At 53.8% G+C, this 26,446-nt stretch carries 22 protein-coding genes and 1 riboswitch; of the genes, 16 read left to right on the forward strand and 6 right to left on the reverse strand.

The features are described 5' to 3' along the window. Positions 1-146 precede the first annotated feature (146 nt). The 4 genes from MKX76_RS27155 to MKX76_RS27170 all read left to right on the forward strand — a co-directional run bounded on the left by MKX76_RS27155 (position 147) and on the right by MKX76_RS27170 (position 4,804). A complete protein-coding gene (locus tag MKX76_RS27155; protein ID WP_341034919.1) occupies positions 147-2,186 on the forward strand; it encodes a heavy metal translocating P-type ATPase in 2,040 nt (679 codons plus the stop codon). A 145-nt stretch (positions 2,187-2,331) separates the two neighbouring features. Further along, positions 2,332-3,438: a leucine-rich repeat domain-containing protein gene (locus tag MKX76_RS27160; protein WP_144873158.1), complete on the forward strand. Its 1,107-nt coding sequence runs from the start codon at positions 2,332-2,334 to the stop codon at positions 3,436-3,438. A 133-nt stretch (positions 3,439-3,571) separates the two neighbouring features. Further along, positions 3,572-4,513 carry a thioredoxin-disulfide reductase gene (gene trxB, locus MKX76_RS27165; protein WP_028405756.1) on the forward strand — a complete coding sequence of 314 codons (942 nt, stop codon included), beginning with the start codon at positions 3,572-3,574 and terminating at the stop codon, positions 4,511-4,513. 54 nt (positions 4,514-4,567) lie between these two features. Continuing rightward, positions 4,568-4,804 carry a glutaredoxin family protein gene (locus MKX76_RS27170; protein WP_007131704.1) on the forward strand — a complete coding sequence of 79 codons (237 nt, stop codon included), beginning with the start codon at positions 4,568-4,570 and terminating at the stop codon, positions 4,802-4,804. A gap of 117 nt (positions 4,805-4,921) precedes the next feature. Here the strand turns inward: MKX76_RS27170 and MKX76_RS27175 are convergent, their stop codons facing one another. Together MKX76_RS27175 and MKX76_RS27180 are read right to left on the reverse strand one after the other, a co-directional pair. Further along, complete coding sequence (locus MKX76_RS27175) at positions 4,922-5,125, reverse strand: hypothetical protein (RefSeq protein WP_007131703.1); 204 nt, start codon at positions 5,123-5,125, stop codon at positions 4,922-4,924. A gap of 148 nt (positions 5,126-5,273) precedes the next feature. After that, the gene (locus MKX76_RS27180) at positions 5,274-6,446 is read right to left on the reverse strand and encodes an ROK family protein (RefSeq protein WP_144870045.1); all 1,173 of its coding nucleotides are present in this window, start codon (positions 6,444-6,446) and stop codon (positions 5,274-5,276) included. 287 nt (positions 6,447-6,733) lie between these two features. Between MKX76_RS27180 and xylA the strand changes: the two genes are divergently transcribed. The 5 genes from xylA (at position 6,734) to MKX76_RS27205 (ending at position 14,442) form a co-directional block, all read left to right on the forward strand. Then, a complete protein-coding gene (gene xylA / locus MKX76_RS27185; RefSeq protein WP_028405759.1) occupies positions 6,734-8,050 on the forward strand; it encodes a xylose isomerase in 1,317 nt (438 codons plus the stop codon). Positions 8,051-8,215: 165 nt separating this feature from the next. Next, positions 8,216-9,712 carry a xylulokinase gene (gene xylB / locus MKX76_RS27190; protein WP_251537541.1) on the forward strand — a complete coding sequence of 499 codons (1,497 nt, stop codon included), beginning with the start codon at positions 8,216-8,218 and terminating at the stop codon, positions 9,710-9,712. Positions 9,713-9,881: 169 nt separating this feature from the next. Next, positions 9,882-10,511, forward strand: coding sequence for a bifunctional 4-hydroxy-2-oxoglutarate aldolase/2-dehydro-3-deoxy-phosphogluconate aldolase (locus MKX76_RS27195; RefSeq protein WP_007131699.1), 630 nt, complete (start codon positions 9,882-9,884; stop codon positions 10,509-10,511). Between the two features lie 339 nt (positions 10,512-10,850). Next, positions 10,851-13,193: a YcdB/YcdC domain-containing protein gene (locus tag MKX76_RS27200; RefSeq protein ID WP_341034920.1), complete on the forward strand. Its 2,343-nt coding sequence runs from the start codon at positions 10,851-10,853 to the stop codon at positions 13,191-13,193. Between the two features lie 106 nt (positions 13,194-13,299). Then, positions 13,300-14,442 (forward strand): transglutaminase domain-containing protein, encoded by a 1,143-nt coding sequence (locus tag MKX76_RS27205; RefSeq protein WP_007131697.1) that lies wholly within the window; start codon positions 13,300-13,302, stop codon positions 14,440-14,442. Between the two features lie 199 nt (positions 14,443-14,641). On the opposite strand, the gene MKX76_RS27210 is transcribed toward MKX76_RS27205, so the two are convergent. Then, the gene (locus MKX76_RS27210; protein ID WP_232239355.1) at positions 14,642-16,033 is read right to left on the reverse strand and encodes an amino acid permease; all 1,392 of its coding nucleotides are present in this window, start codon (positions 16,031-16,033) and stop codon (positions 14,642-14,644) included. 175 nt (positions 16,034-16,208) lie between these two features. Further along, positions 16,209-16,401, reverse strand: a riboswitch (Lysine riboswitch). Positions 16,402-16,560: 159 nt separating this feature from the next. Beyond that, positions 16,561-17,691 carry a virulence factor gene (locus MKX76_RS27215; protein ID WP_028405763.1) on the reverse strand — a complete coding sequence of 377 codons (1,131 nt, stop codon included), beginning with the start codon at positions 17,689-17,691 and terminating at the stop codon, positions 16,561-16,563. 486 nt (positions 17,692-18,177) lie between these two features. Between MKX76_RS27215 and MKX76_RS27220 the strand changes: the two genes are divergently transcribed. The 5 genes from MKX76_RS27220 (at position 18,178) to MKX76_RS27235 (ending at position 23,653) form a co-directional block, all read left to right on the forward strand. Next, a complete protein-coding gene (locus tag MKX76_RS27220; protein ID WP_341034921.1) occupies positions 18,178-19,530 on the forward strand; it encodes a cytochrome ubiquinol oxidase subunit I in 1,353 nt (450 codons plus the stop codon). Then, a complete protein-coding gene (locus MKX76_RS27225) occupies positions 19,527-20,564 on the forward strand; it encodes a cytochrome d ubiquinol oxidase subunit II (protein WP_007131692.1) in 1,038 nt (345 codons plus the stop codon). Before MKX76_RS27220 ends, MKX76_RS27225 begins: the two co-directional genes overlap by 4 nt. A 4-nt stretch (positions 20,565-20,568) precedes the next feature. Next, the gene (cydS, locus tag MKX76_RS29810) at positions 20,569-20,670 is read left to right on the forward strand and encodes a cytochrome bd oxidase small subunit CydS (protein ID WP_007131691.1); all 102 of its coding nucleotides are present in this window, start codon (positions 20,569-20,571) and stop codon (positions 20,668-20,670) included. A 137-nt stretch (positions 20,671-20,807) separates the two neighbouring features. Beyond that, on the forward strand, positions 20,808-21,836 hold the full coding sequence (locus MKX76_RS27230) for an MBL fold metallo-hydrolase (RefSeq protein ID WP_007131690.1): 1,029 nt from the start codon (positions 20,808-20,810) through the stop codon (positions 21,834-21,836). A 185-nt stretch (positions 21,837-22,021) separates the two neighbouring features. Beyond that, on the forward strand, positions 22,022-23,653 hold the full coding sequence (locus tag MKX76_RS27235) for an ABC-F family ATP-binding cassette domain-containing protein (RefSeq protein ID WP_007131689.1): 1,632 nt from the start codon (positions 22,022-22,024) through the stop codon (positions 23,651-23,653). 124 nt (positions 23,654-23,777) lie between these two features. Here MKX76_RS27235 and MKX76_RS27240 read toward each other — a convergent pair whose 3' ends face one another. Next, positions 23,778-23,966: a hypothetical protein gene (locus MKX76_RS27240; RefSeq protein ID WP_007131688.1), complete on the reverse strand. Its 189-nt coding sequence runs from the start codon at positions 23,964-23,966 to the stop codon at positions 23,778-23,780. A gap of 241 nt (positions 23,967-24,207) precedes the next feature. Here MKX76_RS27240 and MKX76_RS27245 point away from each other — a divergent pair, with 241 nt between their 5' ends. Continuing rightward, on the forward strand, positions 24,208-25,083 hold the full coding sequence (locus MKX76_RS27245) for a cation diffusion facilitator family transporter (RefSeq protein ID WP_040739873.1): 876 nt from the start codon (positions 24,208-24,210) through the stop codon (positions 25,081-25,083). 186 nt (positions 25,084-25,269) lie between these two features. On the opposite strand, the gene MKX76_RS27250 is transcribed toward MKX76_RS27245, so the two are convergent. Further along, positions 25,270-25,605: a hypothetical protein gene (locus MKX76_RS27250; protein WP_028405767.1), complete on the reverse strand. Its 336-nt coding sequence runs from the start codon at positions 25,603-25,605 to the stop codon at positions 25,270-25,272. Positions 25,606-25,795: 190 nt separating this feature from the next. Here MKX76_RS27250 and MKX76_RS27255 point away from each other — a divergent pair, with 190 nt between their 5' ends. Further along, entirely contained in the window at positions 25,796-26,374 is a 579-nt protein-coding gene (locus MKX76_RS27255; protein WP_144870055.1) for a hypothetical protein, read from the forward strand. Positions 26,375-26,446 lie beyond the last annotated feature (72 nt).

Consider the following 26,446-nt stretch of genomic DNA (forward strand, 5'->3'; position numbering starts at 1 on the left):
AAGTTGGTTTAGGGAAAATAAATTGTATAAGATCAAAAATGATTTTCATTCTCATTTAGCATGCTGCTTCGGCTTAGCCGGGGCAGCATGTGCCATTTTTAGGGCATTAATAATGGGTCTCATTCTCAACTAGGAAGGTGATTGTAATGGAACTGATGCAAAGTCAAACAGCTGCAAGCATATCTTCAATCGAACATGGAGCTGATCCGCGCGAGCCGCGTCAGCCTGGAAAATGGGATATCCGGAGCCTGCTCTCCAATCCGGAGGTGCTGGCTGCATTGGGCAGCGGGGTTCTCATGCTGGCGGCTTGGATGGCCGGCCAATGGTCGGAACCGTTGTCCGTTGCGCTGTATGTGATCTCATACGCCATTGGCGGCTGGGTCAAGGCGAAGGAAGGCGTGCAGACGCTGCTTAAGGAGCGCGATCTGGATGTGAATCTGCTCATGATTGCCGCCGCCATGGGTGCCGCCTCGATCGGTTACTGGAACGAAGGGGCGATGCTGATTTTTATTTTCGCGTTAAGCGGAGCGCTGGAAAGCTACACGACCGAAAGAAGCCGCAAGGACATCTCTTCCTTAATGGAGCTGCAGCCGGAAACGGCGCTGCGTATCGAGAACGGGAACATGGTCTCGGTATCGATCGCCAAGCTTGAGATCGGCGATTTGATTCTGGTTAAGCCGGGAGAACTGATTCCGGCGGACGGGAAGGTGTATCGCGGAGGCTCGTCCGTGAATCAGTCGTCCATCACCGGCGAATCGGTTCCGGTCGATAAAGCCGTAGGAGACGAAGTATTTGCAGGAACGCTTAACGGAGAAGGCGTCTTATACATCGAGGTTACAAAGTCGGCGGACGCGACGCTGTTCGCCAAAATCATCCGCCTGGTTGAGGAAGCGGAAAGCGAAGTGCCGGCATCACAGCGGTTCATCAAGCGGTTCGAGGCGATTTACGCCCGGGTCGTCGTCGTCGTGACGATCGCTCTGATTGCTTTATCTTCACCGCTGTTCGGCTGGGATTTCAGCACAGCCTTTTATAAAGCGATGGTGTTTCTTGTCGTTGCTTCCCCTTGCGCCCTGGTATCCTCGATTATGCCGGCGATGCTGTCGGCGATTTCCAACCGGGCCCGCAAAGGCGTGCTGTTTAAGGGCGGTGCGCATATTGAGAATATGGCGCGTACAGCGATCGTTGCTTTTGACAAGACAGGAACGCTGACGCTTGGAACGCCGAAGGTAACGGATTTCATTGCGGGTGAAGGCTGGGACGATCGTGAACTGCTTGCCATCAGCGCATCGGTTGAAAAGATGTCGAAGCATCCGCTCGCCATAGCGGTTGTAAGAGCTGCGGAGGAATCCGGAGTGCCTCTGAAGCAGGTAGAGAACAGCCAATCTTTAACGGGATGGGGCATGCAGGGCGAACTGGAGGGCGACATCTGGAAAATCGGCAAGAGCGATGTGCTGGATGCCGTAACCGATGAAGCAGAGCTTTCCTTATCTCATCAAGCTATTAAAGATCAGAACGACCATCCGCCACAGACCGAACGCCCGAACGGGAAGGCCGGATGGATTGCGCAGCGTCAACGCCTGGAATCCGAGGGCAAGACCGTGTCCGTTATTATGAGAAATGACGAAATTGTCGGCATGATCGCTTTACAGGATGCGGTGAGACCGGAGGCTGCTCTTGCCGTTAAGCGGCTGCAGTCGATGGGGATTCGCGTGGCGATGCTGACCGGAGACAGGAAGGCTACTGCACAGGTTATCGCCGAGCAAACCGGCGTCGATATGGTTTTCTCCGACCTGCTGCCGGAAGATAAGGTCAACCATATCAAAGAGCTGCGTGAGCGCCATGGGCATGTTGTCATGGTCGGCGATGGCGTTAACGATGCGCCTGCGCTGGCAACGGCCACGGTCGGCATCGGCATGGGCGTTTCGGGAAGCGGAACGGCGCTGGAAGTCGCGGATGCGGTATTGATGAACGATAATATCGATGAAATCGCAGGTACCGTGAAGGTAGCCCGCCGGGTTCAGCGGATCGTGAAGCAAAATATGGTGTTTGCGATTGCGGTCATCCTTACCTTGATTACGGCGAATTTCCTGGAAGGCGTGGCGCTCCCGCTCGGCGTAATCGGACACGAAGGCAGTACGATTCTCGTCATCCTGAACGGATTAAGGCTTCTTCGCTCGGGAAACTGACCGCTTAGGGAAAGAGATTCAAATGATGATGCCAGCATAACGGATCCCCTTTCTTTTCGATATTCGAGAAGGAAGGGGATTTTTCATATAATGAAGCAGGGAGCAGACGTTTGTAGCGAATCTCGATAAGGAAAGGCGGAGGAGAATGGCGGCAATCTACGATTCGCCCAGGGGCGAAGCTTACGAGTGGCTGATCGATTACGCGGTGGAACGGTCGGATATGTTCATGGTGGCAAGAAGGGGCTACCTTCAATGCATTGACGGCGAAGATCGATTCATGCTGGCTGGTGAGGGCAATCCGGAATGGATGGAAGGGGCAGGGCGGATTTTTGCACTGCTTGAGCCTTATCTCGTTGAGGAGTACACGATAACGAGCGAGGAGCATGAACTAAGGTTTGAGAGGGATATAACGCCGGGGAGGGGAATCGAATATAGCCCAGGGTCATTTTATATGTACCGGTGCTGCAAAGAATCTGCGGCTGTGTTGAAGGAGGCTGCAACGGCATTATATGATTGGCAGCATCCCCGGTTGCCAGAGGATTTGACGTTTGTGGACCATGAGGGCCGGGAGCTCTTGTATCAAGTTGCTCATGAACGTATGGGCGGTCTTCAGGTTGAGGAAGATGAAGCCAGAAGGCTTGCGCAAGAGGTACCCGGCTTGTTTTTGTGCCTGCCGGAGCATCGGGAGTTTGAAGCGTTTTGGGAAGCAGTTCTGTTTCACCAGCCGCGCAGATTGGAGATATTCGGATTTGGCATTACGGAAATACCGGAGTCCATTCGTCAGCTGACGGACCTGCGGGAGTTGATGGTTCACGAAAGCTATGTGACCCGCCTGCCCGAGGGAATGTTCGAGCTAAGGAGCCTGGAATCGTTAACCGTATATACAGCGAATTTGCTGGAAATCCCGGCGGGGATCGGCAAGCTGAGTTCACTTCGACATTTGACCATCGCATGTGGAAGCTACCATGACTCGGTCGACGTTATTTTGCCTAGGCAGGATGTATCGTTAAACCGCATTCCTCCCGAGATCGGGCAACTGTCACGGCTGGAGAACCTTTGTATTAATTATACGGCGATCACGGACGTGCCTGTTGAGCTGCGAGAGCTTAAGAAGCTGCGGTGGCTGAGCCTGGGCCGAAACCGTTTGGCGAGTGCCCCGGCTGTTATTGGTGAACTACCGCAATTGGAGTATGTCGACCTCGACGATAACCTGTACAATCCACGGTCGATGGATTGGAACTCATCGCTGTAATTTTTCAAAGGTTTCACAATAATTTCATCCTGGTTGCAGCATGGTCTATTGACATGCGGTCAATATAGAATCATAATAAATATTAATTTATAATGATTATAATTAAGCGTTACATATACAGGAGGGAAACGACATGTATAAATCCGTTATTATAGGTACCGGCCCCGCTGGCCTGACTGCTGCAATCTATTTGGCTCGCGCGAATCTGAGCCCGCTCGTGATCGAGGGGCCACAGCCTGGCGGCCAGCTGACGACAACTACTGAAGTCGAGAACTTCCCGGGCTTCCCTCAAGGGATTATGGGTCCCGAGCTGATGGACAATATGCGCCAGCAGGCTGAACGCTTTGGCGCTGAATTTCGTACGGGCTGGGTCAACAGCGTAGAGTTCGGCGAGCGTCCGTTCAAGCTGAACGTTGAAGGCTTGGGCGAAGTCGTAACGGAGACGCTGATCATCTCCACGGGCGCAACGGCCAAGTATCTTGGCATTCCGGGCGAGCAGGACAATGTAGGCCGTGGCGTAAGCACCTGCGCAACATGCGACGGCTTCTTTTTCCGCGGTAAGGAAATCGTCGTGGTTGGCGGCGGCGACTCCGCATTGGAGGAAGCGAACTTCCTGACACGCTTTGCTTCCAAGGTAACGCTGGTGCACCGCCGCGATGAGCTGCGTGCGTCCAAAATCATGCAGGACCGCGCACGTGCAAACGAGAAGATCGAATGGGCGCTGAACCGCACGCCGCAAGAAATCATTGCGGACGAACAAGGCGTGAAAGGCATTAAAGTGGTGAACAACGAAACGGGCGAGGAAGAGATGATCGAAGCAAGCGGCGTATTCGTGGCCATCGGGCATCATCCGAATACAGGCTTCCTCGGCGGAAGCATTACGACGGATCCGAACGGCTACATCGTGACGACGCCGGGTACGTCCGAGACGAATATTCCAGGCGTCTTCGCATGCGGCGACGTGCAGGATACCCGTTACAGACAAGCGATTACGGCTGCAGGCAGCGGCTGCATGGCGGCAATGGATGCCGAGAAGTACATCGAGAGCTTGGAACATAACGCGGTCGTATTGTAAACTGATAGATAGAAGAAGCAACGAAAATCATAGCATAGAGGAGCTGGATGAACCATGGAAAACGTCATTGTCTACACATCGAATAACTGCCCGCACTGCAAGCAGGTCAAAGGCTTCTTGTCCGAGCAGGGCATCGAATTCGAAGAGCGCAATATCGAGCAAAACGAAGAATATGCCCAGCAAGTATGGGATATGGGCGTACGCGCCGTACCATTGACCATAATCGGTGAGCACCGCATTCTCGGCATGAACAAGCTTCAGTTCAACAAAGCTTTGAACCCGGAAGGCTAAGCTTAAGCTGCATGAACCTGTGATCGTCTATACGAAGAAAGGCTCTTTCCCGCGAAACGGGGAAGAGCCTTTTTCATGTTGGATGACCGGACGCGCCGGTCTGAGAAATCCTGCCCATCATTTGTCGAAGAACAGACTCATGATCAATTGAAACACAATGTACACGCCTACGCCGGAGCCCATGAGGGTGAAGCCGGCTTTTTTCTTGCCCTGAAACAGCCTCATAATGCCAAGGCTGAACAGCGGGGCAATCACAAGGAGAAACAGCAGCACGGTAATAAACATTTGCGGGGAAATATCCTCGGTGCTTACATAGGTCATTAGAGCGTTTCCTCTCCCTTTGCTATAACATCACACGCGTTTCATACCGAAACGGTGGTTGAACATGACAGAACAAGATTAATTATAGCGGAAAACGAAAGATTTTGCCTTAATCCGCCACAAGGGAAATATGGCAAAATCTAGTCATTTACGTAGCTGGAACCGAAACTCTGACCGGTCCGAGGAATTGCGAAATGGCGGAATAAGCAGCGCCGATCATCGTTGAGCGGCTGCCGAGCTCCGCAAAGCGGATTTCCATCAGCTCTTTGTGATATGGCAGCGTACGCTCGGCAACGACCTGCTTCAGCGTGTCCCCGATCCAGGCCCTTGCATCCGACAGCGGTCCCCCGATGATGACCGACTGCGGATTGAACCCGTTCACCAGATTCGTGATGCCGATCCCCAAATAGCGCCCCAACTCTTGAAAATGGCGGATGGTCTCCGCATGGCCTTCCTCGGCATGGCGGATCAATGCCGAGGTTCGCCTTGCCGGAAGCCGATCGCCCTTATCGTCATATGATTTCTCCGAAGCATACAGCTCCCAGCAGCCCCGGTTGCCGCATGAGCACGCTTTGCCATCGGCCTCGATCGACATATGCCCGCTCTCCCCGGCATACCCGCGGGCACCCTTGTACAGCTCGCCGTTAATGATGATGCCCGAGCCGATCCCGCTCCCGGCGCTGATATACAGAAGGTGGCGGGCATCCTGTCCCGCCCCGAACCTCAGCTCGCCTTGGGCGCCCGCATTGGCCTCATTGTCAATGGTCACGGGAAGACCGAGCTCCTCCTCCAGCCGCTGCTGCAAGGGCACCATATCCCAACCCAGGTTGGGGGCGAAGAGGACGGTGCCGTTGCCGTCCACCATGCCCGGCACGCCGACACCGATCCCGATGATGCCGTACGGCGATGGAGGAGCCTGCTGCATGAGCTCCTTAATCATTGCAATCATGCGCTGCGTAACAGATTCAACATCATGCTCCGCAAGCGAGTCGTCTGCCTCGGCGGCGATGTTGCCTTCAAGGTCCGTCAGCACGCCCGTCATTTGGTTGACGCGCAGCTCAACGCCGACCGCGTAGCCGGCTTGGCCGTTAAAGAGGAGCAGCTGCGGCTTTCGGCCGCCGCTGGATTCTCCGGGGCCGATTTCCTGAAGCAGATGATGGGTCGCCAGCTCCTGAACGAGGTTAGAGACGGTGGCTTTATTCAGCCCCGTCAGCTCGGAAACCTTGGCACGGGACACGGGAGCATGCCGGCGTATCGTTTCGAGAATGATCGAGCGGTTTATTTTCTTGACCAGAGCCTGGTCACCGGTAATTTTGGTCATAGATATATTCATCCTTTTAGCTTGCTGACTGAGACTAGATATGCTCATAGTCTAGGCGTAAAGGCCGGAAAATGCAACAGGTCGAGGAGGAGCAGGGGGACCAAGGGCCTTGTTGAACGGATGTGCCTTGGAAGGGCAGCCACATGGCGAGAAGGACAAGTGTGCCAACGCGGGCAAACCGGTTGCAAATTACTTTGTTTAACCAATAGACAAAGTTCGCCCGACTGTGTTAGGATATCCCTGTAAGCGTTAACCACACCTTATCAAGGTATAGGAGGACTCAATCAATGGCTTATTTTAATAACATCGGCAAAGTAGAGTATGAAGGAAGCAAATCGACCAATCCTTATGCTTTTAAATTTTATAATCCGACCGAAGTGGTAGCCGGCAAAACGATGGAAGAGCATTTGCGTTTCGCCATGGCTTACTGGCATACATTAACCGCTGGCGGCTCCGATCCGTTCGGCGCAGATACCGCCGTTCGCCCTTGGGGTCAATACTCCGGCATGGACCTTGCGAAAGCCCGCGTAGAAGCCGGCTTCGAGTTCATGGAGAAATTGAATCTGCCGTACTTCTGCTTCCACGACGTGGACATCGCTCCTGAAGGCAGCAGCCTGCGCGAGTTCTACAGCAATATCGACACGATTGTCGATTCTATTGAAGAGCACATGAAATCTACCGGCAAGAAGCTGCTGTGGAACACGGCGAACATGTTCACGAACCCGCGCTTCATGCATGGCGCAGGCACGACCTGCAATGCGGACGTATATGCCCATGCCGCCGCACAGATCAAGAAGGGCCTTGAAGTGGGCAAGCGTCTCGGCGCTGAGAACTACGTGTTCTGGGGCGGCCGCGAAGGCTACGAAACCCTGCTGAATACCGACATGGCGCTTGAGCTGGATAATCTGGCCCGCCTGTTCCATATGGCTGTCGATTATGCGAAGGAAATCGGCTTTGACGCCCAGTTCCTGATCGAGCCGAAGCCGAAGGAGCCGACGAAGCATCAATACGACTTCGATGCTGCAACGACCATTGCGTTCCTGCAGAAATACGGCCTCGATAAGCACTTCAAGCTGAATCTTGAAGCTAACCACGCTACACTGGCTGGACACACGTTCGAGCATGAGCTTCGGGTAGCGCGCATCAACGGCATGCTCGGCTCCCTCGATGCGAACCAGGGCGATATGCTGATCGGATGGGATACGGATGAATTCCCGGTAAACATCTACGATGCTACCCTGACCTTGTACGAAGTGCTGATGAACGGCGGCCTTGGCCGCGGCGGCGTGAACTTCGACGCGAAGGTTCGCCGTCCGTCCTTCGAGCCGGAAGATCTGTTCCTGGCCCATATCGCTGGTATGGACACCTATGCCAAAGGCCTGAAAGTGGCAGCGAAGCTTATCGAAGACCGCGTATTCGAGGACTTCATCGAGAAGCGCTACAGCAGCTTTAAGGAAGGCATCGGGGCAGACGTTGTGGCAGGCAAGGCGACATTGGCTTCCTTGGCCGAATACGCCCTGAACAATGATTCCCCTCGTAAAAATGAATCCGGACGCCAAGAAATGCTTAAAGCGATCCTGAACCAGTACATTCTTGCGAACTAATTCATCGAACAGCTGATATTGCTGAACCATGAAATTCAAACCTTCACCGGCTCCCCCCAAGGAAGCCGGTGTACTTATTTCACAAACTTGGAACGTTTGAAAGCTATTTTCGAGATTTCAGTTTCACAGGATTGATGTTCAAAATGAATCGTTAGGAGGATGCAGATGAGTTACGTGATCGGAGTTGATTTGGGCACCAGTGCGGTGAAGACGGTGTTGGTAGACCGCAGCGGCAATGTTGTCGCCGAGCATTCGGAGTCGTATCCGCTGAGCCAGCCGAAGCCCGGCTACAGCGAGCAGCGTCCCGAGGATTGGGTAGACAAGACCCTGCTGTCCCTGCGTCTCTTGCTTGAAGAATCGAAGATATCCGCTTCGGACGTGGAGGGACTTAGCTTTTCCGGGCAGATGCACGGACTGGTGCTGGTAGACGGCAAGGGTGCCGTGCTGCGTCCGGCCATCCTGTGGAACGATACCCGTACGACGGCACAGTGCCGCCGCATTGAAGATACACTTCAGGAGAAGCTGCTCGGCATCGCCCGCAACCGCGCGTTGGAAGGGTTTACGCTGCCGAAGATATTATGGGTACAGGAGAACGAACCCGAGCTGCTGAAGCAAGCGGCCCTGTTCCTGCTGCCGAAGGATTATGTGCGATACCGGTTGACCGGGGAGTACGCGATGGATTATTCCGATGCGGCGGGAACGCTGCTGCTGGATGTAGCCGCAAAATCGTGGAGCACCGACATTCTCGATGCCTTCGAGCTTCCTCATTCCATTTGTCCTCCGCTCGTCGAGTCGTTTGATCTGTGCGGGACGCTTCTGCCGGAGATTGCGCGGGAGTCCGGCCTGCTGCCTGAGACGAAGGTATTCGCAGGCGGCGCCGACAACGCCTGCGGCGCGATCGGAGCCGGCATTCTGGCCGAAGGACAGACGATGTGCAGCATCGGCACGTCCGGCGTGGTCCTCTCCTACGAGGAGCGAAGAGAGGTGGATTTCGAAGGCAAGGTCCACTTTTTCAATCACGGCGAGAGAGACGCGTACTACATTATGGGGGTCACCCTGGCTGCAGGATACAGCCTGACCTGGTTCAAAGATACGTTTGCGCCGGACGTCTCCTTCGACGAGCTGTTAAGCGGAATCGGCGACATTCCGGCCGGCAGCGGCGGCCTGCTGTTCACGCCGTACATCGTCGGCGAGCGCACGCCGCATCCGGATGCGGATATCCGCGGCAGCTTCATCGGTATGGATGCAGGGCATAAGCTTCCGCATTTTGCGCGTTCGGTGCTGGAAGGGATCACGTTCTCGCTTCGTGAATCGATCGATATTTTGCGGGCATCGGGGAAGCGGATCGACCGCGTCATTTCCATCGGCGGCGGAGCGAAGAACGAGGACTGGCTGCAAATGCAGGCCGATGTGTTCAATGCCGAAATCGTGAAGCTGGAGAGCGAGCAGGGGCCTGCAATGGGCGCGGCCATGCTTGCGGCATACGGCGCCGGCTGGTTCCCGAGCCTGCAGGCATGTGCGGAGGAGTTTTTGCGCGAGGCGCGCACTTATAAGCCGAATCCGGACACCGCCCAGCAGTATGAGAAGCTGTTTGGGCTGTATCAGACGGTATATGGCGCTACTCGGGAGCTGGGCAAAGGATTGGCCGAGTTTCGCGGGTAAATTGAACGAATTGTAAGGAAACAGGTCGGGGGAAGGATCCCCTGGCCTGTTTTTTATATTTGAGGCATTCGGTCCCGTCAAATGTGAACCATTCGTTGCATTTGCATTGCTGCCTAACGGGGTTTATGATGGCCCGAGAGGTGTATATAAGAAAGGGGAGGCATAAACGATGCAGCTTACTGATATATTGAAGCGTGACAAGCTGGTGGCAATTGTAAGGGGAATTACGAAGGAGCAGGCGCGAACCATCGGTGAAGGGCTGACCCGGGGCGGCGTTCGGCTCATGGAAGTGACCATGAACACGGAGGGGGCCTTGGATATGATCTCCGATTGGCGCAGCCGTTACGACGGTACCGCGTATGTCGGCGCCGGTACAGTGCTGGATGTGGACATGGCGAAGGAGGCCGTCTCTGCCGGAGCGCAGTTTCTCATTTCGCCGAATACGGATCTGGCGGTGATCGAGTATGCGCTGGAGCGGGGCATTGATATATGGCCGGGGGCGATGACGCCGACGGAAATCGTGGCCGCCTATTCGGCGGGTGCGGAAATCATCAAGCTGTTTCCGATGGCCAGCCTCGGGCTTGCTTATCTGAAGGAGCTGCAGGGGCCGCTGAGCCATATTCCGCTGCTTGCAACCGGAGGGGTCACGTTGGATAATCTTGAGGACTATTTTGCGGCTGGGGCGGCAGCGGTAGGTCTCGGAAGCGCTCTGATTCCGAAGGATGCGCTGCTGACCCAGAATGTCGAGACCGTGGCGGAGCGGGCACAAGCCTTTGTTGACAGGCTGAAGCAGGTCTAGTGGAAGAGGAGTTCGAGAGATGGGCAGATTACAATGTGCTTATCGTTTTCCCTGAGGCTTCCCTCGATCCATAGGACAAGCGAACGCGAGCCTGATATCTATGCATCTGATATATGATGAGGAGCGTTAAATTTCAGGATGATGGCATTCCTCATTTTATAGGTAACAGTTCTGGCATCTTTTTGTAGCTTCCTACATAAGGAATATATAGACAAGTTATGGTATTATTTAGATAGCTTGGTAATATGGCGTTTCAGCGGAGTGCTTATCCTACATAGAACCTGCAGCCGATGCTGAGAAGCGATGGTAAATTCCAAGACATGGGGAGGAGCGAATAAAGTGAAATCGAATTCAACCGGAAAGAGGAAGGCACACGTTAAAAAGACCGTGGCGGCTGTCACGGCAATGTTATGCATGGCTCAGCCGGCCTGGGCGGCATCGGCTACAAACAGCAGCGCGCCTACTGCTGAATCCGTTACGGTAAACAGCAGTGACGGCAGCATCAGCGTGACCGACAACGAAATTCCGAAAGGCGCCAAAATTTCGTCCAAGAAAGCGGAAGAAATTATCCGGAATGCGTTTCCGATCCTTAAGAATGTCAAAGTCACAAACGCTCAATTTTCGGAAACGGATAATTTTGGAGGCAACACGCTTTCGTGGGACTTGCAATTATCGATTACGAGAGGGTACTCGAGTATTGGATTCAGTGCACAGGTCAATGCCGTTACCGGGGAGATCATGAATGTGCATATTCCGAACGGGTTGAGAGACGACACCGACAAGCCCGTATTGACACGAGAAGCCGCCAAGGAGAAGGCGCTGCAGTGGATCAAAACGCACACCTCCGACGTCAAAGTGGAGGACCTGAAGGAAAATAACGGCTATTTGGGAATGCAAGCTGCCTTGTTCACGCCGCCGGTATTCGCTTTTTATTTCCAATCGACCGTGAACGGCATCGAATCCGACCTGAACAGCATCAATATTTCCTTGGACGGACAGGGCAATGTCACCAGCTATAACCGCAGCTACAGCAATCAGAAATATCCTTCGGCGATGCCTAAGCTAGACGCGAACGCGATCCGCAAGCTCTACGAGAAGCAGTTCTCGGTCGACTTGGCCTACGTGCCGGAAAATAGGGATAATAGCAATGGGAAGAGCAAATATTTTCTGGGGTACATACCGAACGAGCAGGCGGGATCGTACCTGGATGCGGATTCGGGCAAGCCGATCGGCTACATGGGGATTGAAACCGAAATTATCCCGGTAGAGGATGGACGCATCCCGGCGGCGAAGGAGACCTTCAAGCCGCGTCAGGGCACATTCTCCGGAGGAAATGATGCCGCTGAGTGGGTGAAGTCCCTCATCCCGGTTCCGTCCGGCATGAAGCTGGAGGCGAAGTCGCTGGGCAACCGGTGGAATAACCCCGAGGTGCGTACATGGAATATCCGATGGATGGAAGAGAAGGGTGCTCCTTACGGAGCGGGGGAAATGGTTTCGGCCGAGGTTGATGCCAAGACCGGGCAATTATATTCCTACATGAGATACCGCTATGATGTCTTTGAAGCAGCGGAAGTGAAGCAGCCGATCTCGCAGCAGGCCGCATTGAACCAGGCATATGAGGTGGTATCGAAGCTGGTGCCGAACGCGTCTGAAGAGTGGAGGCTGACCATGGCGGAGGGGCCGTCCAAAGGGAGCAAGAGAGGCTCTTATCAATTCAACTTCCAGCGTTATGTCGGCGATATTCGGATTATGGGCGATTCGATCAGCCTCGCCATTGATCTGAACGGCCAAATACAGAACTTTAGTCTGAATGCGGCTGCCAACCTGTCCGAGCTGAAGGCGGATGCCAAGCCGGCCGTGACGCCGGAGCAGGCCAAAGCGAAGTATTTGGGCGAAATCGAGCTTAACCTGAAGTATGCCTATTACGGCGGCTACCGGACGATTGCCGGTGAAATGGAAGAGCCGACCATCAAGCTGGTCTATTATCCATCGCATAAGCAGCAGAAGGAATATTACGGCGGGATCCATCTGCCGTTGGATGCAGCAACCGGAAATTGGCGGAATTTTGTAACGGAAATCGGAACAAAGGACGTTCCGGCCGTGACGGACATTGAAGGCCATGCGTCGGAACAGGCGCTGCAAGAGCTGGTGAAGTTCCGGGTGCTGGAGCCGGACAAGGACGGCAAAGTATATCCGGATCGCCAGATAACGCTCGGGGAATGGTACCAGCTGGTCGCGGCTTCCGTCAACCCGTCGTATAAGGATATGTACAATAGCACCGTCGACCCTTATGCCGGGCTGCAGCCGGACCATCCGTATTATCCGGCCATTCAAGTCATGGTAGGGCAAAACTGGTTGTCCTACGATCCTGAAGGCACGCTGCCGCTGGATCGCAAGCTGACCCGGGATGAGCTCGCAGGCTCGCTGACCCGCATTCTTAACTACGAGAAGCTGTCAAAAGTATTCAGCCTTCCTACCGATGTGCTGGGCGTATCGGACGCGCAGGCGATCACCAATAAAGGAGCGGCCCTGATCTCCATGAAGCTGGGTCTGCTGCCGGCTGTTGACGGCAAGTTCCTGCCTCAGCGCGAGGTGACCCGGGCAGAAGCGGCTGAAGTGCTGGTTGCGCTCTCGAAGCTCTCGGGCCGCAGCGATTCCTTCATGTCCACGTATTATTGGTAAGCTTCGGTATTCGTGCTTGATCGACATAAATATAATCCTTAAACACTGAGAAAATATGGTACAATGGAGGTGTTTAGGGATTAGGTAGATGAAGGGCGGTATACCGATGAAACGAGGCCGATCAACGATAGCCAAATTATTGCTCGCAGGGAGTTTAGCCGTAACCGTGGCCGCTGTCCCCGAGCCGGCTAATCTTATAGATGTGTATGCTACTTCGAACAAACCGGTCATCAAGTCGGTCGGTGCTATCCAGGAGGAGCTGCTGGCGGCTATGAACGACAGACAGTCCACCGTGCGGTTTGCTTATCAAGGGGAAACCAAGTCGCTGAAGTCCCAGCTGAAGGATGCGCTTGACCAGGCGATGGCCAGCGACCCGTATATCCACTACACCATTGCAAGCTACAGCTATGACTATCATGGAACAGCTAGCGCGGCAAATGTGACGGTCCAGTTAAGCTATCGCGAGACTGCGGAGCAGACCCGATATGTCGATATGCGGTCTGCCGCGATATTGAAAAGCATCATCAAGGCAGGGATGAATGATCATGAGAAGGTGAAGGCCATCCATGATTGGGTGGTCCTGAATTTGAAATATGACACGACCCTGACGAAATATACCGCCTACGATGGATTATACACGGGCAGTACGGTATGCCAGGGTTACTCCTTGCTGACCCATAAGCTGCTTAAAGAAGCCGGTATTGAGAATAAGATTGTGGAAGGTACGGCGTATTCCCCGGATAATCCGAAAGGTCAGCTCCATGCGTGGAATCTCGTGCTGCTGGACGGCAAGTGGTACCATATGGACACGACATGGGACGATCCGGTCCCGGACCGCCCAAATGAGGTGTCGTACACGTATTATCTTCGGACAGATAAGCAGATGGGCCGGGATCATACTTGGGTGAAGTCCTACCCGAAGGCGGACACTCTCTACCGGGACACCCTGTCGTCGCTGACCCGCAAGGACCGGGCGAAAGCGGCCGTTTATAAAGCGATCAAGCAGGATCTGGAATATCATCTTTATGATGCAAGTGCGATCGTCAGATCCTATAAACAGCTGCAGCCTCTCGTGAAGGACGCCCAGGCTGCGAAGAGCCGTAAGCTGGTGTTCCGATATGACGGCAGCGAAAACGAGCTTGTTCAGACGCTCCAGCAATTACAGCTGAAGAACAATCTGGGCTCTATCAAATATTATCACAGCGCATTCGAGGATACGGATGATTTGAGAGTGCAGATCGCCTGGTAGCATGGAAGTGGGTGCTCAATACAAGCGAGTCAAACCAAATGTAAGCCAATAATGAAGAAAGGGCGGTCCCCCGTAGATGTTATTCTACGGGGGCCCGCCCCTTTGTATGCCGTCGTGACATTAGATATGCTCTTTTCCCTTATGGGCAGAACAATGACAGATTCAAAATCGCAAAAGGTATATACTTCTTCGCACTGCCTTATTTGGAATCGGTGCTTAAGTCGCATTCCTGCAGCGGCACGATACGGCTCTTCTTAAAGAGCTTGTAGCCAAACCAGATGGCCAGGAAGAGCGGGATGCTTACATAGGTGGCAATGATGGTCAGCCAGTCGATATCTCCGCTGAAATTCCCTTGGCCGATAATGGCAACAAGACAGAGCAGGAAGGCGAAGAGCGGTCCGAACGGGAACCAGCGTGCCCGGAACGGCAGCTCCTTCAGATCATGTCCTTGCGCGATATACGCCTTGCGGAACCGGTAATGGCTGACGGCAATCGCGAGCCAGTTAATGAAGCCGCACATTCCCGAGGCGTTCAGAAGCCACACATACACAACGCCATCCCCGAAGAAGGAGGCCAGGAAAGCGAGCATTCCGACTGCGGTCGTCACGATCAGGGCCGCCACGGGAACGCCGCGGCTGTTCAGCCGGCTGAGCCACTTCGGTGCCATGCCCTGCTTCGCCATGGAATAGAGAACTCGGGTGGAGGCGTACATGCCCGAGTTGCCGGCCGACAGGACGGAGCTGAGAATGACGGCATTCATGACGGAAGCGGAGAAGGCAAGTCCGGCGCGTTCGAACACGAGCGTGAATGGACTGACCCCGATGTTATCGACGCCGGATTGAAGCAGACTCGGATGCGTATACGGAATCAGCATGCCGATAACGAAAATCGCGAAAATGTAGAAGATCAGAATGCGCCAAAACACTTGGCGGATGGCCTTCGGCACATGCTTTCTCGGATTTTCGCTTTCGCCGGCGGCAACCCCGATCAGCTCGGTTCCCTGGAAGGAGAAGCCGGCTGCCATAAATACGCCTACCAAGGCGAAGAAGCCGCCGTGCACAGGACCGCCGTCCATCGTAAAATTCGAGAAGCCGACGGCTTTTCCGCCAAGGATGCCGGCGATCATCAGGATGCCGATAATCAGGAAGATGATGACGGTCGCAACCTTAATGATGGCAAACCAATATTCCGATTCGCCGTACCCTTTGCTCGACAGATAGTTCAGGCCGAACATGATGGCCAGAAACAGAAGGCTCCACAGGAAGGACGGGCTGTCCGGGAACCAGAATTTGATAATCACGGTAGCCGCCGCAAGTTCAGCGGCAATGGTAACCGCCCAGTTGTACCAGAAGTTCCAGCCGACGGCAAAGCCGAAGGCGGGACTGACGAACCGGGAGGCGTACGTGCTAAACGAGCCGGCATCCGGCAAATACGTGGCCAGCTCGCCCAAGCTGGTCATCAGGAAGTATACCATCAGGCCGACGGCGGCATAAGCAATGAGTGCCCCGCCAGGGCCGGCGGAGGATATAGCCGTTCCGCTTGCCAGAAACAGGCCGGTGCCGATGGATCCGCCCAAGGCGATCATCGTCATATGACGGGCCTTGAAGCTTGGCTTCAGGGAGGCTGCTGGTGCTTTTCTAGAACTCAAGATCAAACACTCCTTCTATATAGTAAGAGATACGACTACAAGTCATTTTACCCCGAATAAAAAGAATAGACCCCAGGTCCTGTACCTGCGGTCTATGTGTAATCCGCATCAAACCCTCCATGAAGATAGCGCAACACGGGCGATTGCGTCATGCAATTCCCGTGACAGTTCCGTCCCTTTCGGCAACGACCCCAGCACAGAATACAAGAGTATATCCTGCACTTCGGCAGCCATGCCTTTCATCTGCGCTTCCCCGGCTCCTCTTCGCCTCGACGCGATTACTGATCATGTCTGCAACCTCTACCTCATCTTGGATTGATGAGGCTATCCTTCTATTCAGTTCTAACAAGAGATTCCTAGTATAAATCACATCGCGTGTGAGAATCAATGGTTAATTTTGTCGCCTGGAGTGTTGACCCGATTTCGTCCCGGCCATCCGCTTTAGGGGGCATGGACGGCATGACGCCCGCTTACGAGCGGGTACGCTTGGCCATTTGCTGCCACACCGTGCCGGCCGCTTCCTCGCCGGATTCGATCCGCTCCAGAGCCATGCGAGCCTGCAGGCTGACCTCGAATTCAGGGTCGTTCGCCGCCTCTTCGAGCGCCGAGCGCGCTTCTTCGGTTCCGACCTCATAGAGGAAGCGGGCGGCGCGCCAGCGTACGATCTTGCTGGTATCCTTCAGCGATTCGATCATAACCGGCGTAGCGGCAGCATCGCCGATATCGGACAGCGTATCGCCGGCTGTCCGGCGTACGGCCGGTGCGTCGTCACGCATCGCCTCGTACAGCAGCTCCATCGCATCAGGCGTGCGAATGTCGCCGAGATAAACGACGACAAGCCGCCGGATTTGCATCTTCGGATCCTGCAGCGCTTTGCGGAGCAGAGGGATATGCTTCTCGCTCGGCTCCAGCACCTCGAGTGCGGCATAGCGGACGCGCCAGTCATCATCCGAAAGGGCGGTCTCGATTTCTTCATCGCTCAGCTTGCGCCGCTGCTCCACGAATTCCTCGTCGTTGGCGCCGTGGGCAATCGCCTGCGCCACGACGCGATCCAGACGCTCCTGCGGAAACGCCGCTTCCAGCTCCTGCTCGACCTCGCGCGCGATATCGGCAAGCTCGCCGTAGCGGACGCCGTATTCCTTCAGCTTGCGCTCTTTAATGAGGGTAGCGGTCGCAACCTCGGTCACCGCTTTGGTGAACCGGTCGGACAAGGCGATTCTCTCCTCCTTGGCGCCGCTCTTTACGCGGATCTGCATCGGAATGCCGCGGAAATACTGCACGAACACCTGGGCTTCGCCGAAGGCGGCCTCTTGTTCGCCTTCATTCAGTCCTGCTGCCAGACCCTCCTGGCCGAATATCTCCTGAACGGCGCCCAGGATGGAAGGCCAGTCCGCATTGCCTTTGCGATCGAGCGCGATGAAGTCCGCTGTATGGAACACGCTTTTCACACCAGGAATGTGCAGCAGCTGGCGGATCCAGGATGGAGCAGATCTTTCGTTTTCAACCGTATATGTTTTGCGTATGCCCGGCTCCAGCGTTTCGTCCAAGTGAAGCTTCATGGAGTTCGGGCTTGGGGTCGGTTCGATGAATGTAATCTTCATAGTTCAAGTATCGCCTCCTTATGCTCCTATTGTACCTCAGTTCCCCGCGGGAAAAAACATCGCATCCCGGCCTGGCCACCGGCAAGAGCGAATTTTTGGATAAAAAGAGGAAAGGTTTGTCAAACTATCCTTGAGCAGGACTGATTGACCTGAAGGCGACTAGCCTGACAGGATACCTAATTCTGTGCTTCTTACGGAGGACTTACATAGAAGCTTATATAGAAGATTTAGAAGAGCGATTCCAAAGTGGAGGGAGAAGACCGGGCATGTACCGTAAGCAGGAGAGAACGCTGGCCCTGGTGTGCTGGATCGTTGCCGCGATTATGCTGTACGGTGCCGTGAAAGGGTATCTGCGTTTCATCCATTTTTTCGGCTGATGCGAAGGAGAGGATGCGTGTTAGGCGGTTGCTAAACCGGAGCGATCCCGGATAACTCCGAGACGCCTGAGCAACCCGAGCAGCTATTAATATGAAGGAGTGAGCCTTAATGTCTTCACTGGATCCGGTATTAATGAGCCGGATATTGACCGGTTTGACCCTGTTTGTTCATATCGTGTTGGCGACGATCGGGGTGGGCATCCCGATTATGCTGGCACTGGCCGAATGGAGGGGGATCCAGACGGGAGATGACCATTATACGCTGCTGGCGAGGCGGTGGGCGCGGGGATATGTCATCACGGTTGCGGTAGGGGTCGTGACAGGGACGGCGATCGGACTGCAGCTGAGCCTGCTGTGGCCGACCTTTATGCGCGTAGCCGGCAAGGCGATTGCACTGCCGTTGTTTATGGAGACCTTCGCTTTTTTCGTGGAGGCGATCTTTCTGGGCATTTATTTGTACACCTGGGACCGGTTCAAAAATAAATCGACGCATTTGCTGCTGCTCATTCCCGTAGCCATCGGCTCATCCGCTTCGGCTTTCTTCATTACCAGCATGAACGCCTTCATGAATCAGCCGCAAGGGTTTGAGCTGGTTGACGGCGTGTTCACGAACGTGAATCCGTTTGTCGCGATGTTCAATCCGGCAACGCCGACGAAGGTGAGCCATGTGCTGGCCTCCGCGTTTACGACGAGCGCAGGCGTGCTGGCAAGCATTGCGGCTTTTAGCCTTCTTAAGGGAAGCACGCATGTATATTTTAAAAAGGCGCTGAAGCTGACCGTCGTCTCCGCCTTCGTATTTGCAGTTGCCACGGTGGCCATCGGGGACTTCTCGGGCAAATTTTTGGCCAAATACCAGCCGGAGAAGCTGGCGGCGGCGGAGTGGCATTTCGAGACGATGACGAGGGCGCCGCTCATTTACGGCGGCATCCTCGATGAGAATCATGAGGTCAAATACGCTTTGAAAATACCGTACGCGCTCAGCATTTTGGCAGGCAACAACCCCGCAACGAAGGTCATCGGGCTGAACGAGTTCCCCGAGGATGAACGGCCGCCGCTCTCGGTCCATTATTACTTTGATCTCAAGGTGACGATCGGGGCGCTTCTCGTGCTGATTCCGCTGTTATATTTGTTTCGCCGCAAGCTTCCGGGCAAAAAGCCTTATCCAAAATGGCTGCTGCTCAGTATAGTGGCATTAGGGCCTTTAGCGATGTCGGCGATTTGGCTGGGGTGGTTTTTGGCGGAGATCGGAAGGCAGCCGTGGATCGTGCGCGGCTACATGAAGGTGGCGGACGCGGCGACAACCTCCACCAGCGTCGGCTGGATGCTGCTCCTGTTTATCGTATTGTATCTTGTGCTGTCGGTGTCTGCGATTCGCGTGCTCAGCCAGCTGTTCCGGAACAAGAGCGCCGAAGAGGAAATCCGGGCGCTGGGACTTGAAATCGAAGGAGAGGACCGCGCATGAGCTATGCAATGGTAGCCATTACGATATTATGGACATTTCTGTTCGGTTATTTGGTCGTTGCTTCGATTGATTTCGGCGCGGGCTTCTTCAGCTTTTACAGCGTGCTCACCGGACATCGGAACAAGATCCACAACATTATTCAGCGGTATTTGTCCCCCGTATGGGAAGTGACCAACGTCTTTCTGATCTTCTTCGTCGTCGGGCTGGTCGGCTTCTTCCCGGACGCGGCCTTCTATTACGGAACGGCGCTGCTCGTGCCCGGCAGTTTGGCGCTTGTCCTGCTTGCCATCCGCGGAGCGTATTACGCGTACCATACGTACGGGAGCCAGACCGAGACCCGGACCAATAAAGTCTATATGGCCCTGTACGGGGCGACAGGACTCCTCATTCCGGCTGCGCTGTCCACGATCCTCGCGATCTCCGAGGGGGGAATCATTGATAAGGATAACGGGAAGGTTGTGCTTCATTGGTACAGCTTCTTTACGAATCCGTACACCTGGTCCGTCATTATTTTGGCGCTGGTGAGCGTGCTGTATATCTCGGCGATGTTTCTGACCTACTATGCCCAGCGGGCAGGGGATGAGGTTGCCTTCGGGATCGTTCGGGGGTATGCGCTGGCATGGAGCGGGCCGACGATTCTCGCATCCTTATTCGCCTTCTTCCAGATCAACCATCAGAATCCGGTGCATTTTCAGAACATGCTGCATATGGCCTGGATGTTTATTGCTTCCTTCTTATGCTTCTGCATCGCCGTTTATCTCGTTTGGAAAAAAATCAAGCTGGGCCTGGCCTTTGTCATGGTGATGCTTCAATTTGCGTTTGCCTGGTATGGATACGGCAGGTCGCATTTGCCGTACATTCTATACGATTATATTCACGTCCATGAGAGCATCACCAACGATACGATGGCAGTCGCGCTCATCACCGCATTTGTGCTGGGGCTGTGCGTGCTGATCCCATCGCTGATCCTGCTGATGCGCCTGTTCCTGTTCGATGCGAATTACATTCGCGGCAAATCCGCGAAGAGAGGGTGAGACGATGGAGGATTTCGGTATCTTTGTCGCCCCGTTTCTGACCGTAGCGGCAGCCGTGGTGTTCCTGGCCGTCTATGTCGTCAAATATAAGGACCCTTCAGATTAATCAGGGGGAGTATTATTCGTGCCGTCGATTTGCTGATTCGCTGCATTTCATTTGCGTTATAAGAAACAACAAAGCGCAAAAGTTGAGCGGATAGGCCGGTACAGGGTACAATACTGGATATGGAAGGAGGAGGCTGCATGCCAAAAGTCCGCTATAACAATATCGATAATGTCAGCACGGACAAAACGTTAAAGCAGTTTAAGCAGTGGCGTGACGAGCGCCGTCAGAAGAAGAAGGACTATTCGTATGTCATTCCGAACCTGACGCCGGATTTGCCGTATTTGCACAGCAACCGGCACGAAACCTCCGTTACATGGGTCGGGCATGCGACCTTTTTCATTCAATATGAAGGTATGAATATCGTTACCGATCCGGTATGGGCGCGGAGAATGGGATTTACAAAAAGGCTCGGTGAGCCCGGAATTCCGATTCAAGACATTCCGCCGGTCGACGTCATTCTGATCTCGCATTCGCATTACGATCATATGCATTTTGCGTCCATTCGGAAATTGTACCGGTCCGAGACAACGATTATCGTCCCGGTCGGACTGCGGCGCAAGATGGTCAGAAAGGGCTTTCGCCGCGTGATCGAGCTGCAATGGTGGGAATCGGCCACGATCGGCAGCGTGAAAATATCGTTTGTCCCGACCCAGCACTGGACGCGGCGCACGCCGTTCGACACCAATACGTCGCATTGGGGAGGCTATGTGCTGGAGCCGGCGCAGCAGGAAGGGCGGACGCAAGACGACGGCGCGGACCAGGACAGCTGCGACGTGGCACAGGGCGGGGAAGGAGCACGCCTGCTCCCGCCGAATCTGTATTTTGCCGGGGACAGCGGCTATTTTCAGGGCTTTAAACTCATTGGCGAACGGTTCAACATCCATATCGCCTTAATGCCGATCGGAGCGTATGAGCCGGAATGGTTCATGACCTCCCAGCATGTCAATCCGGAGGAAGCGCTGCAGGCGTTCCAGGACGTAAAGGCCGAGACGATGATCCCGATGCACTACGGAACCTTCAAGCTGGCCGATGATACGGCCAAGGAGGCGCTCGACCGCATGGAGGCGGAACGCCAGCGCCTTGGGATCGCAAAGGAACGCATCCGGGTATTGAAATACGGAGAGACGTTCAAGATCCAGCCGGAATGCCGGAATGCAGAGTCATAGTTCCCTGTCGATGATGCGGGGGGACGCGTGAATTGAATTGGACCTCTCACTATTCGCTGATTGTCAGAGCGGGTGGTGGGAGTTTTTTGTTTAAACTGTTTTTAATCCGCCGATACGCTTCGATAACTGCCGGACTTATGCTATAATGTGCTGTAACCACAGTGAAAAAGGATGGTAATGCGATAATGATCAGTACAAGCGGCGTAACGCTCCGCTATGGCAAACGAGCACTATTTGAAGATGTAAATATAAAATTCACGGCAGGCAACTGTTATGGCCTGATCGGCGCCAACGGGGCGGGCAAATCGACATTTCTGAAAATTTTGTCCGGCGAGATCGAACCGAACCAAGGCGAGGTTCATATGACCCCGAACGAACGCTTGGCCGTTCTGAAGCAGAACCATTATGAATATGACCAATATCCGGTTCTGGAGACCGTCATTATGGGACATGCGCGTCTGTACCAGATCATGAAGGAGAAGGATGCGCTGTATGCGAAGGCCGATTTTTCGGAAGAAGACGGTATGCGCGCAGGTGAGCTGGAAGGCGAATTCGCCGAATTGAACGGCTGGGACGCCGAGCCGGATGCGGCTGCACTCCTGATCGGTCTCGGCATTCCGCGCGAGCTGCATGACAAGAAGATGGCAGAGCTTTCCGGTAACGAGAAGGTGCGGGTTCTCCTCGCCCAGGCGTTGTTCGGACGTCCGCACAACCTGCTGCTTGACGAGCCTACCAACCACTTGGACCTCGAGTCGATTCAATGGCTGGAGAACTTCCTGATGGATTACGAAGGCACCGTTATCGTCGTATCCCATGACCGTCACTTCCTGAATAAGGTATGTACGCATATTGCGGATATCGATTTCGGCAAAATCCAGCTCTATGTCGGCAACTACGACTTCTGGTACGAGTCCAGCCAGCTGGCGCTCCAGCTGCAGCGTGAATCCAACAAGAAGAAGGAAGAGAAGATCAAGGAGCTTCAAGCCTTTATCCAGCGGTTCTCCGCCAACGCTTCGAAATCGAAGCAGGCGACGTCGCGGAAGAAGCAGCTGGAAAAAATCACGCTGGAGGATATCCGTCCTTCCAACCGGAAATATCCGTTCCTTAACTTCAAGCCGGAGCGCGAAGCAGGCAAGCAGCTGCTGACCGTTGACGGAATCACCAAGAGCGTCGAAGGCGAGAAGGTGCTGGATAATGTCAGCTTCGTGGTGAACAAAGGGGATAAAATCGCATTTGTCGGGCCGAACAGCTTGCCTAAGACGACGCTGTTCCAGGTCATCATGGGCGAGACTGAAGCCGAATCCGGCGAATACAGCTGGGGGGTTACGACAACCCAAGCCTATTTCCCGAAGGACAACTCGGCGTATTTCGACGGCGTGGATCTGAACTTGGTCGAGTGGCTGCGCCAGTATTCCAAAGACCAGGACGAGACATTCCTGCGCGGATTCCTCGGACGCATGCTCTTCTCCGGCGAAGAGGCTTTGAAGAAGGCCAGCGTATTGTCCGGGGGCGAGAAGGTCCGCTGCATGCTTGCCAAGATGATGCTGAACGGCGCGAACGTGCTTGTGTTCGATGAGCCGACGAACCACTTGGATTTGGAATCGATCACGGCCCTCAACAACGGGCTGATTGATTTCGACGGAACGATTCTGTTCACTTCGCATGACCATCAGTTCATTCAGACGATTGCGAACCGGATTATCGAGATTACGCCAAGCGGCATCATCGACCGCGTCATGAGCTATGACGAGTATCTGGAGAGCGAAGAGATCAAAGCTCTTCGTGAACGCATGTATGCTGTAGAAGCTACCTCGTAATAACGCCGCGCCGGGTCCTCCCGGCAAGGGAACGTGAGGTACGATTAAAAAATGCTGCATCTCTTCATGAAAGAGACGCAGCATTTTTTTTCGCGTTTTCGGATAGCAGCGATGGCAGGCTCTTTTAGGAGCCGCCGGTGCGGCGACGCTGATTGTTTGGTTTTTTGTTATTTTGGCTTTTCAGTTTAGGGGTTTGGCCAGGCTGGAACTGCCCCGGTTTGCCGGCAGCCGAGTTCTGCTGCTTCTTCTGCTCCAGCTTTTGACGGATGGCATCCGCCAAATTGATTTTTCGCGATTCCTGATTCTCGGGCATGGGATCACCCTCTCCTTCGTGGTTTAGCTGTTCTCATTTTATTCGTTTTTAAAACCCCCCGCAAGGGTAACAATAATTAATACTGTTTTTTACGAATGACCCGGGCTCGATGCGGTACATCCGGTGAAGGCGCTTATTAACATCGACGCGACAAGAATAGCCATAGCCGGTGTGAATATGGATAGGATCAAGAGGTTCGCTTCATGCTGCCTTGTTAAGCTGAGTTAAAGGAGAGACGCGCATCGTGGATGTCTATGAGAATATAAAAAAGGGGGAGCGCGGGGCATGGGTCAGCATCGGGGCATACCTGGCGCTCTCGGCATTTAAAGTTGTAGGCGGCAGCGTATTTGCCTCCAGCGCTTTGCTTGCCGACGGCTTTAACAATATGACGGACATTGTAGCTTCGGCAGCCGTATTAATCGGCCTGCGCATCTCCCGAAAGCCGCCCGATTCCGACCATGCTTACGGGCATTTAAGAGCCGAAACGGTCGCTGCACTGATCGCATCATTTATCATGGCGTTTGTCGGAATTCAGGTGCTGGTTGAGGCGGGGCGGTCTTTTTTTGAAGGGGTCAAGCAAATCCCGAATGTATGGTCTGCGGGCGTGGCTTGCATTTCCGCGATCGTGATGCTGGGTGTGTACCGGTATAACCGGAATCTCGCCCGGCGCATAAACAATCAGGCCTTAATGGCTGCGGCCAAGGATAATTTATCGGATGCATTGGTCAGCGTGGGGGCGGCGGTAGGCATCATCGGCTCACAGTTCGGTCTCCCTTGGCTTGACACGGCCGCTGCAATTGCGGTAGGTTTGCTCATATGCCGGACAGCCTGGGGGATATTTAAAGAGTCGACCCACAATTTGACCGATGGCTTCGACGAAAGCCGCCTGTCCGATCTGCGGGCTACGATTGCTAGCACCCCCGGCGTGGAAGGGATCAAGGATATGAAGGCGAGAATCCATGGCAACCGGGTCCTGGTGGATATCGTTATTGAGGTAGATCCTCATATCAGCGTTCTCGAGGGGCATCGGATCAGCGACCGGATCGAGGAAAGAATGGAGAAAGTCCATGACATCATGAGCGTGCACATCCATGTGGAGCCCAAGGGAACTGGATGACCGTGTCCTGAAGCGAATCATAAGCATAAAACGCAAAGAAACCGTTCTGTTATGTAATGCGGGTAAAGGACCCAGCCATTGACGAATGAACGGTTTCTTTTATGCGCTTAATACTTTATTGCTTAGCAAGCAAAAACAGACTTACTAAAAATTATGTGTTTAATAGAGCAGCTCAGCGGCTTTAGATTAATCGACGTAAATCCAAGCGGTACCGAGCCAGGTATAAATTTCAACCCATTCTCCACCGCGAGCGTCTTCAAAGCGATTGCCGGTTGTATCGACTTTTTGCGGTGCCAAAGCGCCGACTTTTTTGCCGTTAGGCGCGTTATAGAAGTAGGTAACCTTGGTCAGCTCATGCATTGGCGTTGGGTTCAGGACCACTTCGTCAGGCTTAATGATCGGCTCTTCCGTATTGTTGTACGTTGCGTTTGTAACCGTTCCGGTGATCGGATCTGCGCTGGCAACGGCTGTAAGGGACAGGGCCAGAGCAAGTGCTGCGGTAATGCCTAAAGTTTTTTTCATCAATAAACTTCCTCCTTGGGACCGTAGAATGATTTGACAAAAACGTAATACCACAATCTGGATAACTTGAATCACTAAATTGTGGATCTTTTCGCTCAAAAAGTGACAAGCCTGTCTTCTTCATATATACTTTGAGACGAAAGAAGCCTATTATACAGCGATATTTTTACTTCGTAAAGGGGGGACTGCGATGGCGCGCCGAAAAAAAAGAGCCGGTCGATTTTTCCTGGTCATCCTGATCCTTTTGCTTGTCGTAGCCGGTGCTGCCGTCTGGTTTGTATATCCTACCCAGACTCTTGATTTAAAGTACCGCACCGTAGATTTCAAGGAAAAGCTGATGACGATGGTTTCGGACCGGGACACCCGCATGAAGCTGAGTATTGAGGAAGTATCGCAGCTTAGCAAAAAGAATTTGGTCAAATATATGAATACCCATGACTTGGGCGTTGAAATTACAGGGGCCGATTTTCAAATGAACGGCACCGTGATGACAGCACAAATGAACGGCCGGTATGGCGTGCTGCCCTTTGGTGCTGTTTTGAAATTTCAAATGTCGGCAAGAGGAAGCCATCTCATCCTGAATCACCAATCCACGACAATCCGGGGCGTCGAGGTGCCTCAAAAGGTGTTCATGCTGGAACCGATTGAAATCTCGATCAAGGATTATCTGCCGGATTTGGTAACCGTTAAGGATGTTAAGTTTTTATCTGACGGACTGGAGCTGAATTTTTCGCTCGATTGGATGTCCATACCGTCGCTGTTTAAGTAAGCGGATAGGCGAAAGACCCAGAAATCGAATCCATATTCGATTCTTCTGGGTCTTTTTTGATGTCAGGAATTT

Origin of the sequence: Paenibacillus sp. FSL R5-0810, from assembly GCF_038002285.1 — a bacterium.
GTDB classification, from domain to species: Bacteria; Bacillota; Bacilli; order Paenibacillales; family Paenibacillaceae; genus Paenibacillus_AQ; species Paenibacillus_AQ lactis.

Coding starts and splice junctions, on each gene's coding strand:
- MKX76_RS27155 (WP_341034919.1), top strand. CDS start 147: ATGGAACTGATGCAAAGTCAAACAGCTGCAAGCATATCTTCAATCGAA.
- MKX76_RS27160 (WP_144873158.1), top strand. CDS start 2,332: ATGGCGGCAATCTACGATTCGCCCAGGGGCGAAGCTTACGAGTGGCTG.
- trxB (WP_028405756.1), top strand. CDS start 3,572: ATGTATAAATCCGTTATTATAGGTACCGGCCCCGCTGGCCTGACTGCT.
- MKX76_RS27170 (WP_007131704.1), top strand. CDS start 4,568: ATGGAAAACGTCATTGTCTACACATCGAATAACTGCCCGCACTGCAAG.
- MKX76_RS27175 (WP_007131703.1), bottom strand. CDS start 5,125: ATGACCTATGTAAGCACCGAGGATATTTCCCCGCAAATGTTTATTACC.
- MKX76_RS27180 (WP_144870045.1), bottom strand. CDS start 6,446: ATGACCAAAATTACCGGTGACCAGGCTCTGGTCAAGAAAATAAACCGC.
- xylA (WP_028405759.1), top strand. CDS start 6,734: ATGGCTTATTTTAATAACATCGGCAAAGTAGAGTATGAAGGAAGCAAA.
- xylB (WP_251537541.1), top strand. CDS start 8,216: ATGAGTTACGTGATCGGAGTTGATTTGGGCACCAGTGCGGTGAAGACG.
- MKX76_RS27195 (WP_007131699.1), top strand. CDS start 9,882: ATGCAGCTTACTGATATATTGAAGCGTGACAAGCTGGTGGCAATTGTA.
- MKX76_RS27205 (WP_007131697.1), top strand. CDS start 13,300: ATGAAACGAGGCCGATCAACGATAGCCAAATTATTGCTCGCAGGGAGT.
- MKX76_RS27210 (WP_232239355.1), bottom strand. CDS start 16,033: ATGACGATGATCGCCTTGGGCGGATCCATCGGCACCGGCCTGTTTCTG.
- MKX76_RS27215 (WP_028405763.1), bottom strand. CDS start 17,691: ATGAAGATTACATTCATCGAACCGACCCCAAGCCCGAACTCCATGAAG.
- MKX76_RS27220 (WP_341034921.1), top strand. CDS start 18,178: ATGTCTTCACTGGATCCGGTATTAATGAGCCGGATATTGACCGGTTTG.
- MKX76_RS27225 (WP_007131692.1), top strand. CDS start 19,527: ATGAGCTATGCAATGGTAGCCATTACGATATTATGGACATTTCTGTTC.
- cydS (WP_007131691.1), top strand. CDS start 20,569: ATGGAGGATTTCGGTATCTTTGTCGCCCCGTTTCTGACCGTAGCGGCA.
- MKX76_RS27230 (WP_007131690.1), top strand. CDS start 20,808: ATGCCAAAAGTCCGCTATAACAATATCGATAATGTCAGCACGGACAAA.
- MKX76_RS27235 (WP_007131689.1), top strand. CDS start 22,022: ATGATCAGTACAAGCGGCGTAACGCTCCGCTATGGCAAACGAGCACTA.
- MKX76_RS27240 (WP_007131688.1), bottom strand. CDS start 23,966: ATGCCCGAGAATCAGGAATCGCGAAAAATCAATTTGGCGGATGCCATC.
- MKX76_RS27250 (WP_028405767.1), bottom strand. CDS start 25,605: ATGAAAAAAACTTTAGGCATTACCGCAGCACTTGCTCTGGCCCTGTCC.
- MKX76_RS27255 (WP_144870055.1), top strand. CDS start 25,796: ATGGCGCGCCGAAAAAAAAGAGCCGGTCGATTTTTCCTGGTCATCCTG.